Consider the following 10,890-nt stretch of genomic DNA (forward strand, 5'->3'; position numbering starts at 1 on the left):
ATCTGGTTCAGAAAGCCGCCAGCGTAGAAGTGGAACCCGCCACCGCGCAGGCGCTCCTTGACGTCGTCGCCGTTGATCGACTCCTGCGGCACCACCAGGTTGGCGTAGCTGCGCATCATCGGCTGGCGTGCCTCGCGCAGCGCGGTTTCCTCGTCGTCGGCCAGGAACACCGGCATCACCAGACCGACCTGCGGCGTCTGGCCGGCTTCCTGGCAGGCGGCCAAATACGCCTCGACCGCCTCCTTGAACATCGGCGGCGGCGCCGCGCCCACCACCACGCCCCCGCCGCGGCGACCGGCATCGGCGAATACCCGCGCGCTGGTGCCGGTCTGGAAAATCTTGAGCTGCGGCTGCAACGGCTTGGGCACCACCTGCACGTCGCGCACCCTGTAATGCTGGCCCTCGAAGCTGAAACGCTCCTGGCTCCAGGCGCGCCGCAGGATTTCGAGCGATTCCTCGTACAGGCCGATGCTGTCGGCCATCGGCACGCTGGCCGGGTCGTACAGCCAGCCGTGACCGCGGCCGACGCCGACTTCGAGCCGGCCGCCGGTCAGGTGATCGCACTGCGCAATCTCGCCGGCCAGCACCATCGGGTTGTGCACCGGCAGCGTGTGGCACATGGCGCGAAAGCGGATGCTGCGCGTGCGCTGCGCGGCGGCGGCGAAAAACGCCAGCGGGTTCACCGAAATGGAAAACGTCGGGAAGAAGTGGTGTTCGAGCGTCATGAACACGTCGTAGCCGAGCGCGTCGCCGAGCTCGACCGCGCGCAGCGACTCGTCGTAGCGCTGCTTGTAGTTGGCGCCGGGCGAGGCCTGAATCTCGTTGTAGATGCCGAATTTCACGCGCCTTCCCCCTCAGCCTGCGCCACCAGGCGCTCGACGGTGCGGTACAGGTGCCGCACGGCGGCCTCCTGGTCCGACAGCACGATGCTCTTGATGGCGGCCGAGTTCAGCGCCTGCTGGGTGACCTCGTTGGTGTACAGGTCCTCGCGCGACAGGTCGCGCAGCACGATCTTGCTGAACTCCTGGCTGATCATTTCCGCCGCCGTGTTCGGCTTCGGAAAGTAGTAGGCCAGCTCATAGACGGTCTCGTTCGGCCCCACCGGCCAGAAGGCGTCCAGGTAATACCAGCCGGCGCCGACGTTGATGCGCGAGAACGGGAACACGATGTTGAGCTCGAAGCCCCAGTCGGCGCTCTTGTCCTGCTGGGTGCCGGGGTAGGCGCCGCGCCCGCCGGTGCCCTGCGTGAAGGTCGAGCCGAACTTGAAGGCGATCTGCTCGGTCGGCGACAGGTCATGCCGCGGGTTGCCGGGCACCGACAGGTGCTGGTTGCCGTTCGGCTGCAGCTTCATGTAGCTGATGTTGCAGTACGGGTTGTCGGTGCCGGTGAAGGCATCCGGCGCCGAGCGCTTATGCACGAACGCAACGTGGTAGCCCTCCTGGAAGGCGTTCATGGTCACCTTCCAGTTGGCCCTGACGTGGTAGCGCCAGCGCCCGGCGCAGATCATTTCGTGGAACGGGAAGGGCTTGAGGTCCTGGTTGAAGTCGCCCATCGCCTGTTCCAGCGTCTGGCGCGGGGTCTGGTCGAAGTTGACGAACAGGAAGCCGGCCCAGGTGTCCAGATGCACCGGCGGCAGGCCGTGCTGGCGCCGGTCGAAATCGAAGAACTGCCCCTCGTCCGGCACGAACTGCAGCGTGCCGTCGGTGGCGAAGGTCCAGCCGTGGAAATCGCACTGCCAGCCACGCACACAGCCGTCGGCGGCGCGCACCAGACGGTTGCCGCGATGGGTGCAGACGTTGTGGAAGGCGCGCAGCTGGCCGTCCTGGCCGCGCACCACGATCACCGACACGCCCAGCACCTCGATGTCGCGCACGAAGAAATCGCCCGGGTTCGGGATTTCGTCGGCGCGTTTGAGTAGGTTGAACCACTGATGGCGGAAGATTGCCTCGCGCTCGCGCGCAAAGAAGTCCGGCGACACCACCGTGGCGGTGCTCACCGGTCCGGTATCGAGACCAAAAGCCTGCGTGTGGCCGCACTTGGGCCGACCAGCGGGTGCGTTCATGCTCTCCTCCGTGCGAATCACGCCAGCGCCGGAACTCGTCGCCAGGCAAACCGATTGCGTAACCGGGCAGCCCCCTGACCGACCGATCATTTAACGGCATGGGCGGCGAAATTTAGCACGGCCGCGGCCCGGGACAGCGCCGTGATGACCGCGGTAGGAATCCGCGCCGCCCGGAAGACGGCGGCGGCCTGCCAAGCCGCGCCTGGCGCTCGGGGTTTGTGAAGAAATGCGCGTCCTGCGCATTTATTGCGTCGCCCGTCCGGTACACGCCCGGCCGGGCTCCCGCGAATCAAGCCGTTGCAGGCTCGATTCGCACCCGGCCATCCCTGGCCGGCCTGAGCGCTCATGAATTTTCAGGCGCTCAGGCCAACAGCGTGTCCGCGCGCACTGCCGCGGCGCGCTGGTTGCCGGTGAGCGCCATGGCCACGTCGAACTCCTGGCGCAGGATGGCCAGCACGCGCATGACGCCTGCCTCGCCGCCGGCGGCGAGACCATACAGCGCCGCCTTGCCGATCAGGCAGGCGCGGGCGCCCAGCGCCAGCGCCTTCAGGATGTCGGCGCCGCGGCGCACGCCGCTGTCGAGGATGATCTCCGCCGCGCCATCCACCGCATCGGCGATGCGCGGCAGGACGCTGATGGTGGACGGCGCGCCGTCGAGCTGGCGGCCGCCGTGATTGGACACGATGATGCCGTCGGCGCCCCGGGCCAGCGCCTCACGCGCGTCCTCGGGGTGCAGGATGCCCTTGACCAGCAGCGGCAGGTCCCACTGCGCGCGCAGCCAGTCGAGGTCGGCCCAGGAAATGCCGGGGTCGATCTGCGTGTTCATGAAGGTGGACAACGCCACCACGTTGCTGTCCTGCCCACCCCAGCCGACCAGGTTGCCGAGCGTCTGGCCGCGGTGCGGCGCCATGCGCGCCAGCCAACGCGGGTGGCGCAGCAGGTCCACGGCCGTGCGGCGGGTAAAGCGCGGCGGCACGGTAAAGCCGTTATGGATGTCCTTCTCGCGCTTGCCGCCGCGCGTCAGATCGACCGTCACCACCAGCGCCCGGTAGCCGGCGGCGCGCGCCCGCTGCACCAGGCTTTTCGCGAATTCGCGGTCGCGGAAGATGTACAGCTGAAACCACAAATTGCCGGGCGCGGCGTCCATGACGGACTCCAGCGCATGGCTGGCGGCGGTCGACAGCGCCATCGGAATACCGGCCGCCTTGGCGGCGCGCGCCAGCGCCAGTTCGCCCTGCGGGCGCACCAGGCCGCACAGGCCCATGGGCGCGATCGCCAGCGGCAGCGCGATCGGTTCGCCGAGCAGGGTAGTGCCGAGTTCCACCTGGCTCGCGTCGGTCAGCACCCGCGGCGAGAAACGCAGCGACTCGAAATCGGCCGTGTTGGCGCGCAGCGTGATTTCGCGCTCGGCGCCACCGTCGACGAAGTCGAACACCATGCGCGGCAGATAGTCCCGCGCCGCGCGGCGCAGGTCATCCACGCTGGCGTAGGCGGCGCTCATGGCTCGCGCGTCAGCCCGGCGCCTGCCAGGCGCTCGAGGTAACGCTGCCACAGCGCGTCCTGCTCGCACCCCAGCCGATACAGGTAATCGAAACCGAACAGGCCGCTGTCGTGACCGTCCGAGAAAGTGATCTGCAGCGCGTAATGACCGACCGGCTCCAGCCCGGTGATGGCCACTTCGCGCTTGCCGGGCACCAGCACCGCCTGCCCGGGGCCGTGGCCCTGCACCTCGGCCGAGGGCGAATGCACGCGCAAAAATTCCGCCGGCAGGCGAAACTCGCTGCCGTCGGCAAAACGCAGCTCGAGCGTGCGCGTGGCCTGATGCAGCACGATGTCGGTCAGGTCCGGCGCGCTCACGGCGCACCCCAGCGCCGGCACAGCGCCGGCAGTTCGTTCGGCGCGCCGATGATGGCATCCGCGCCCCAGGCGGCGACGTCCTCGCCCGGCGCCACGAAGCCGTAGGCGGCGGCCACGGTACGCGCGCCGGCCGCCCGACCGGCCTCGACATCGCGCCGGTCGTCGCCCACGAACACGCACCGCTCGGGTGCCACGCCCAGCCGCTGGCAGGCCAGCAGCACGCCCTGCGGGTCCGGCTTGGGCTTTGCCAGCAGGTCTGGCGTGATCAGGCAATCGGCGTCCGGCCACACCCCGAGCGCCCGCAGCAGCGGCGCGGCGAAACGCTGCAGCTTGTTGGTGACGATGCCGATGCCAAGACCGCCGCCGCGCAGCGTGGCCAACACCTCGGGAAAGCCGTCGAACAGCCGTGCCTCGCCGGCACAGCAGTCGGCGTAAATGTCGAGGAAACGATCGCGCAGCTCGCCGTAGCGCGCATCGTCCGGGCGCAGGCCGAGACCGACAGCCAGCATGCCGCGCGCGCCTTGCGACACATACGGCCGCAGCGCCCCTGGCGGCAGCGGCGGCAAGCCGAGCTCGGCGCGAAGCCGGTCCATGGCCCGCGCCAAATCCGCCGCCGTGTCGGCCAGCGTGCCGTCCAGGTCCAGCAACACCGCCAGCGGAGCGCCCGCGCAGCCGGTCGTGCTCACGCGCCGGCAGCTTCCTTGTAGAAGCCCTTGCCGGCGCCCAGGCTCGCCGCCTGGCGCATGGCGGTGAGCATCATCTCGTGGTTGGCGATGCCCTTGCCGACGATGTCGAAGGCGGTGCCGTGCGCCACCGACAGGTGGATGTACGGCAAGCCGAGGATCATGGCGCAGTTACCGACGAAGCCCCAGGTCTTGACGGCGATGTGACCCTGGTCGTGGAACATGCACAGCACCACGTCGTATTTGCCGTCGATGCACCAGCGGAACACGCTGTCCGGCGGCGCCGGCCCGGTGACGTCGATGCCCTCGGCCTTGGCTTTCTCGACGCCGGGCGCGATCTGGTGCTTGTCCTCGTCGCCGTAGGCGTGGGGGTTCAGGCCGGCCACCACGATGCGCGGCTTGGGAATGCCCCAGCGCGTGAAGTCGTCGTGGATGGTGCGCAGCGCCTTGTAGACCAGGTCCGGCGAGATGATGTCGCACACCTGTCGCAGCGGGATGTGGTCGGTCAGGTGCACCACGCGCAGCGGACCGGTGATCAGGAACAGGTAGGTCTTGCCGACCTCGACGCCGACCACGGCGTCGAATTTGTCGGCCATCTTCAGGGCGTCGGTATTGATCGGCCCCATGATGCTGGCCTGCACCTTGCCGGCCAGCGCCAGGTCTTCCATCTCCTTCAGCCACGCCGCGCAGGCGCGCCCGCACTCGGCGTTGGCCTGCCCCGGGGTGATGAACTTCGGGTGCAGCTGGCCGGTGTCGTAGACGTCGATGACGGCCGGATCGAGGCCCACGTCCTGCACGTCGGTGACCCGGCGCACGGTGTGCTTGAGCCCAAGCATGTCCACCGTCTGCTGCACCGACTCGGTGGAGCCGACCACCAGCGGCCGGCACAGCGCGTGGATGCCGCCGAACGCCAGCGACTTGACCACCACTTCCGGGCCGATGCCGCAGGGGTCGCCGATCATGGTGGCGACGATGGGCTTGTCTTGCATGGGCTAGCGCTCCTTCCTCTGGTTTGGTGTGTTGCGACGCGAGGGAATGCCGGCGCCGTGCGGCGCCGGGGCGCGAATCAGTCGTTGCGGACCAGCGCGCACTTCAGGAACAACGCTTTCAGGTCGTAGTCGACCTTGTTGTCCACCAGCACCGCCACGCGGTTCAGGGTGCACACCAGGTTGAATTTCTGGCCGTGGATCATGTAGCCGTCGGCCGGCATCAGGCTGTGCGGATTGCCGGTCCGGTCGCGGTAGTAGTCGATCTCGAGCACGCCCTTGATGGACAAGCCCATGGCTTCGGCCGACAGCATGAGCTGGCGGGCCCGCTCCTCGTCGTCGAAGCCCAGGTACTCGACCAGCCGCGCCGGGTAGGCGATGGCGTTGATGAAGCGCGACTGCTGCCAGCGCAGCGCCGCCACCACGCCGTTCACTTCCATGAGGTCCTGAAGTTTCAGTGGTTCAGACATGACGTGCAGGTACTCCGCCGGTTGGGCCCGGGCCGTGCGCCCGGACGATGGGTTTTCGTAGCAGTAATGGTAGTGCAGCGAGGCGACGCTCGGCCAGCGTGACCCGGCGCCCGCATCACTACCGAACGATCGTTATGGTTTAATCGTCTTCCCCGCCACCACGCGGGGCATTTACCTCAAACCGCCTGAACGGAGCACCCATGCCGAGCTACGAGTGCATCAACCTGACCATCGACGGCGACGTCGCCACCATCCAGTTCAACCGCCCCGAGAAGAAGAACTGCATGAGCCCCACCCTGCACAACAACGTGCGAAACGCCCTGGTGGAGGTGGAAAAGGCGCGCGTGAAGGTGCTGGTGATCACCGGTGTCAAGGATGCGTTCTGCGCCGGCATGGACCTGGAGCAGTGCTTCTTCGAGCCGTTCGACGACCCGCAGCGCATGGCCGCCATCAATGACGACGTGTTCACCTGGTTCAAGCACCTGAAGAACTTCCCCGCCGTGACCATCGCCAAGGTCAACGGCTGGTGCTTCGGCGGCGGCATGGAGCTGGCCGGCATCTGCGACATCGCCATCGTGGCCGAGGAGTCGGTGTGGGGCTTGTCCGAGGTCAACTTCGGCATCTTTCCGGGCGGCGGCACCAGCTGGGCCTACGCGCACAACCTGCCGGCGCGCAAAAAGGCGCTGTACTACGCGCTCACCGGCGAGACCTTCACCGGCAAGCAGGCCGAGGAAATGGGCTACGCCAGCAAGTGCGTGCCGCTCGCGCAGCTCGACGCCGAGACCGACCGGGTGGTGAAGATGCTCAGCCGCCTTGGCCGCACGGTGCTGCGCAAGACCAAGGAGGTGTACGAGAAGGTCAAGTGGATGGACTTCGAGGACGCCGTCGACTACGAAATGGCCAAGCTGTGGGAGCTGTCGCGCGAGACCGGCGACGACTGGGTACGCACGGCGCTGGCGTCGTTCAAGCGCCGCGAGTTCAAGCCCGGCACGCAGTCCTACACACTCACCAAGGACGTCTGAGCCATGGACTTCGATCTCACGCAGGATCAGCGCATGCTGGTCGATCTGTGCGAGAAGATCGCCCAGCAGTTCGAGGACGGCTACTGGCAGAAGATCGACGAAGAATACGGCTTCCCGCGCGAGTTCTGGAGCACGCTGGTCGAGCAAGGGATTCTCGGCATCACCGTTCCGGAGGAATACGGCGGCAGCGGCCTTGGCATGGTCGAGATGTGCCTGGCCGCCGAGGCGCTGTCCAGCAACGGCGGCGACTGCGGCGGCATGTTCGTGGGCGGGCCGGTGTTCGGCGGGTGTCTGATCAACGGCGCCGGCACGCCCGAACAGAAGGCCAAGTACCTGCCGGGCATCGTCAAGGGCGAGCTGTGGGCCGGCGCGTTCACCGAGCCGAACTCCGGCTCCAACATCACCACCATCCGCACCGAGGCGCGCAAGGAAGGCGGGCACTATCTGGTCCGTGGCCAGAAGATGTTCATCTCCAACGTCAAGGTGGCCAGCCACATCGGCATCATGTGCCGCACCTCGCCGTACGACCCGGCGCGACGCACCGACGGTGTGTCGCTGCTGGTCGGCGACCTGCCGGGCCCTGGCCTCGAAGCGCGACCGCTCAAGAAGATGGGCAGCCACTTCATGGACACCAACGCGGTGTTCTTCGACGACTTCAAGGTGCCGCTCGAAAACCTGGTCGGCGAGGAAGGCAAGGGCTGGAAGGCGCTCTACGGCGTCCTTAACCCGGAGCGGCTGGCGATCGCCGCCAGCTGCATCGGCACCGGCAACTACCTCATCCGCAAGGCGGTGCAGTACGCCAGCGAGCGCTCCATCTGGGGCAAGCCGCTGGCCACCCACCAGGGCCTGCAGTTCCCGCTGGCCGAGGCGCGCATCCAGCTCGAATGCGCGCGCCTGAAGGTCTACGAGGCCGCCTGGCTGTACGACCAGGGCCGCGAGTGCGGCATCCAGGCCACATCCGCCAAGTACGCGGCGGCGCATGCCTCGCTGTACGCGGCCGACCGCGCCATCCAGACCTTGGGCGGCGCCGGCTACATCAGCGAGTCCGGCGTCGAGCGGCACTACCGCAACCTGCGCCTGAACCGCATCGCGCCGGTCACCGACGAGATGACGCTCAACTACATCGCCCAGCACGACCTGGGCATGCCGCGCTCGTATTGAGCCCGGCGTCCGCCGGATCGGCGGTTCACGGACGGACCGCCGACGTTATCGTCAGGACGACCCAATCGCTGCCTACCGAGGGGACGAGATGACACGCGACACCAACCTGCGCGAAATGCTGCACCGCGCGGCGAAGTGGTTTCCGAACCACGAGGCGGTGGTCGACGACCTGTACCGCTACACCTACGCCGAGCTCAAGGACCAGGTGCAGCGCATGGCCAAGCTGCTGCACACGCGCGGCGTGCGCAAGGGCGGTCGGGTGGCGCTGCTGATGTACCCGTCGGTGCAGCACGTGGTCGCTCTGTTCGGCGCCTTCGAGCTCGGCGCCATCCCCTGCGCGCTGCACCGGCGCGAGTCGCCGAAGATTCTGGCCGCCGTGCTTGAGCGCCTGTCGCCGCGCGTGCTGGTGTACGACGGCGCGCTCGACGAGCTGGCCGTCGAGCTGCGTCGTGCGGCGCCGCAGGTGAGTTTTGGGGTGCGCGCCGTATCGGAACTCACCCCGCCCGACCAGCGCGAGACTGGCGACGACCCGGTCATCCCGCGCGATCTGGCCAACTACCGGCTCGACTTCGAGCCGATGCCGATCTTCGGCCACGACACGGCCATGATCGCGCTGTCGTCCGGCACCACCGGCGTGCCCAAGGGCATCATGCACACCCACCGCACACAGATCGAAAGCGCGCGCGGCGGCGCCTTCGTGTTCGACGCCAACCCGTATGCCTGCATCGTCAACGTGTCCACCACCGCCTTCATCGGCTGGTACAACTGCACCATCCCGTTTCTGAACGCCGCCAGCAAGATCGTCTTCATGGCGCAGTGGGAACCCAAACGCTTCCTGCAGAAACTGCAGGATGAGCACGCCACGTTCGCCTTCCTGGTGCCCACCATGTGGCGCATGCTGTTTCGAGAGAATCTCGACAATTACGACCTGTCCAGCCTCAAGAAGGCCGGCTACGCCGGCGAGCCCATGGACACCCGCACCATGGGCCTGATCCGCGACAAAATCTGCTCGAACATCATCAATATCTACGGCACCACCGAAACCGGCTCCTGCGCCGGCGGCACCATGATGTTCAACGAGGACTACCGCGACCCGCGCAAGCAGGAAAGCGTCGGCAAGCCGTTTTTGAACGCCGACGTGCGCGTCATCCGCCCGGGCGGCGCGGTGACCGACGAGGTGCCGCCCGGCGAGGAAGGCGAGGTCATCATCCGCGGCCTGTCGGTCGCCTCGCAGGTGTGGGACCAGCCGGATCTGGCGCGCAAAATCTTCGAGGACGGCTGGTGGCGCTCGGGCGACATGGGCGTGCTCGACGAGGACAACTACCTTTATCTTCGTGGGCGCATCGACGACATGATCATCTCCGGCGGCATCAACGTGCTGCCGAGCCAGGTCGAGGAAGCCGTGCTCAGCCACCCGGCAGTCAGCGAGTGCGTCGTCATCGGCATCCCGGACGAGCAATGGGGTCAGCGCATCGCCGCCTTCGTGGTGCCCAAGGCGCCGGTCACCGTGGAAGAGCTCAAGGCGCACGTGGAGGCGACGGACCTTTCGCACTACAAGCGCCCGCGCGAATACCACCTGGTCAGCGAACTGCCGCGCGGCAACACCGGCAAGGTGAGCCGGCGCCTGCTGCGCACGCAGTTGGTCGGGAAGTGACGCCGTGAGCGCGAGTGAACGCCCGGACCTGACGCGCATCGACCTGACGCGACCGCCGACCATGGAGCAGTTCGGCGGGTACATCGCCGAGTCGGCGCCCAACTACGCGCGCCTCACGTTCCCGTTCGACCTGCGCTGGTGCAACCCGCGCGGCTCGGTGCAGGGCGGCGTGATGGCCGTATACGCGGACGAGGCCGTCGGCTACGCCATGATGGCGACCTTTCCCGACCTCAAGACCGTGTGGACCACCACCAGCCTCACGCTGAATTACCTGCGCCCAATCACCGCCGGCGACATCACCGCCATCGGCCGGGTAATCCGCGTCGGTGCCCGCACCGGCTACGTGGAAGGCGAAATCCTGGATGCCGACGGCAACCTGTGCGTAAAGGCGGTGTCCGGGTTATTGATACTCAAACGCCCCGATTCGGGCTGAGAGACGGCGGGTAACCCGCGCATGCCAGCGCCATACGACCGGCCATCAGCGCGTACACGCCCCGCATCCGCGACAGGACCTCGCGCACCTCCTCGCGCGTCAGCACCACCGGCAGGCGCTGGGGCCGCTTGGCGCGGGTAACGTTGTCCAGCCAGGGCAGCGTGACGCCGAGCACCTCCCGGTACAGGAACAGCAACGCAGACAGCGCCTGGTTCTGGGTCGCCGCGGCGACCTTCCCATCGACCGCAAAATGCGACAGAAACGCCTCCACCTCCCCAGCCCCCATCTCGCGCGGATGCCGCTTGCCGTGAAACAGGATGAACCGGCGCACCCACTGCACGTATTGCGTCTCCGTGCGGATGCTGTAATGCTTGACACGGATTCTGTCGCGCAGCTGATCGAGCAGCTTAGAACCCTGCGGCACGGGTGTGCTTGATGGCGGCATGTGTCCACCTATGAATTTAAATGGCTTTTAACGATCAACGAGTTATGAAGATTTTCTGGGTGATATACACCTGGGTCGAGGCTGAATATACACCTGTCAAGGTGTATATTTCACGTT

At 67.1% G+C, this 10,890-nt stretch carries 11 protein-coding genes and 1 pseudogene; 4 read left to right on the top strand and 8 right to left on the bottom strand.

Annotated elements, in window-relative coordinates; all coding sequences use genetic code 11:
• The 7 genes from PHC73_RS06795 to PHC73_RS06825 all read right to left on the bottom strand — a co-directional run.
• Positions 1-842: LLM class flavin-dependent oxidoreductase (locus PHC73_RS06795; RefSeq protein ID WP_300126045.1), on the bottom strand; the 842-nt coding region annotated here is incomplete at its 3' end.
• The gene (locus PHC73_RS06800) at positions 839-2,062 is read right to left on the bottom strand and encodes an aromatic ring-hydroxylating dioxygenase subunit alpha (protein WP_300126047.1); all 1,224 of its coding nucleotides are present in this window, start codon (positions 2,060-2,062) and stop codon (positions 839-841) included. The genes PHC73_RS06795 and PHC73_RS06800, both read right to left, overlap by 4 nt.
• 361 nt (positions 2,063-2,423) lie before the next feature.
• Entirely contained in the window at positions 2,424-3,563 is a 1,140-nt protein-coding gene (locus PHC73_RS06805) for an alpha-hydroxy acid oxidase (protein WP_300126050.1), read from the bottom strand.
• Positions 3,560-3,919, bottom strand: a complete 360-nt coding sequence (locus tag PHC73_RS06810) for a DUF971 domain-containing protein (RefSeq protein WP_300126053.1) — start codon at positions 3,917-3,919, stop codon at positions 3,560-3,562. Before PHC73_RS06810 ends, PHC73_RS06805 begins: the two co-directional genes overlap by 4 nt.
• Positions 3,916-4,605: an HAD-IA family hydrolase gene (locus PHC73_RS06815; RefSeq protein ID WP_300126054.1), complete on the bottom strand. Its 690-nt coding sequence runs from the start codon at positions 4,603-4,605 to the stop codon at positions 3,916-3,918. Before PHC73_RS06815 ends, PHC73_RS06810 begins: the two co-directional genes overlap by 4 nt.
• Positions 4,602-5,591, bottom strand: a complete 990-nt coding sequence (locus tag PHC73_RS06820) for a 4-hydroxythreonine-4-phosphate dehydrogenase PdxA (RefSeq protein ID WP_300126057.1) — start codon at positions 5,589-5,591, stop codon at positions 4,602-4,604. Before PHC73_RS06820 ends, PHC73_RS06815 begins: the two co-directional genes overlap by 4 nt.
• 77 nt (positions 5,592-5,668) lie before the next feature.
• Positions 5,669-6,058, bottom strand: a complete 390-nt coding sequence (locus tag PHC73_RS06825) for a hypothetical protein (protein ID WP_300126059.1) — start codon at positions 6,056-6,058, stop codon at positions 5,669-5,671.
• 200 nt (positions 6,059-6,258) lie between these two features.
• On the opposite strand from PHC73_RS06825, the gene PHC73_RS06830 reads away from it, so the two are divergent.
• The 4 genes from PHC73_RS06830 to PHC73_RS06845 all read left to right on the top strand — a co-directional run bounded on the left by PHC73_RS06830 (position 6,259) and on the right by PHC73_RS06845 (position 10,328).
• Complete coding sequence (locus PHC73_RS06830) at positions 6,259-7,080, top strand: p-hydroxycinnamoyl CoA hydratase/lyase (protein ID WP_300126061.1); 822 nt, start codon at positions 6,259-6,261, stop codon at positions 7,078-7,080.
• 3 nt (positions 7,081-7,083) lie between these two features.
• The gene (locus tag PHC73_RS06835) at positions 7,084-8,241 is read left to right on the top strand and encodes an acyl-CoA dehydrogenase family protein (RefSeq protein ID WP_300126063.1); all 1,158 of its coding nucleotides are present in this window, start codon (positions 7,084-7,086) and stop codon (positions 8,239-8,241) included.
• Positions 8,242-8,329: 88 nt separating this feature from the next.
• A complete protein-coding gene (locus PHC73_RS06840; protein ID WP_300126066.1) occupies positions 8,330-9,895 on the top strand; it encodes a class I adenylate-forming enzyme family protein in 1,566 nt (521 codons plus the stop codon).
• A gap of 4 nt (positions 9,896-9,899) precedes the next feature.
• Positions 9,900-10,328 (top strand): PaaI family thioesterase, encoded by a 429-nt coding sequence (locus PHC73_RS06845; protein ID WP_300126069.1) that lies wholly within the window; start codon positions 9,900-9,902, stop codon positions 10,326-10,328.
• A 17-nt stretch (positions 10,329-10,345) separates the two neighbouring features.
• Here the strand turns inward: PHC73_RS06845 and PHC73_RS06850 are convergent.
• A pseudogene (locus PHC73_RS06850) lies at positions 10,346-10,773 on the bottom strand (phage integrase N-terminal SAM-like domain-containing protein); the annotation flags it as partial.
• Positions 10,774-10,890 lie beyond the last annotated feature (117 nt).

Origin of the sequence: Immundisolibacter sp. (genome assembly GCF_028696615.1) — a bacterium.
Lineage (GTDB): Bacteria > Pseudomonadota > Gammaproteobacteria > Immundisolibacterales > Immundisolibacteraceae > Immundisolibacter.

What these genes read in the sequence shown, in the direction of transcription:
- PHC73_RS06800 (WP_300126047.1), bottom strand. Translation starts at nt 2,062, where the DNA reads ATGAACGCACCCGCTGGTCGGCCCAAGTGCGGCCACACGCAGGCTTTT.
- PHC73_RS06805 (WP_300126050.1), bottom strand. Translation starts at nt 3,563, where the DNA reads ATGAGCGCCGCCTACGCCAGCGTGGATGACCTGCGCCGCGCGGCGCGG.
- PHC73_RS06820 (WP_300126057.1), bottom strand. Translation starts at nt 5,591, where the DNA reads ATGCAAGACAAGCCCATCGTCGCCACCATGATCGGCGACCCCTGCGGC.
- PHC73_RS06825 (WP_300126059.1), bottom strand. Translation starts at nt 6,058, where the DNA reads ATGTCTGAACCACTGAAACTTCAGGACCTCATGGAAGTGAACGGCGTG.
- PHC73_RS06830 (WP_300126061.1), top strand. Translation starts at nt 6,259, where the DNA reads ATGCCGAGCTACGAGTGCATCAACCTGACCATCGACGGCGACGTCGCC.
- PHC73_RS06835 (WP_300126063.1), top strand. Translation starts at nt 7,084, where the DNA reads ATGGACTTCGATCTCACGCAGGATCAGCGCATGCTGGTCGATCTGTGC.
- PHC73_RS06840 (WP_300126066.1), top strand. Translation starts at nt 8,330, where the DNA reads ATGACACGCGACACCAACCTGCGCGAAATGCTGCACCGCGCGGCGAAG.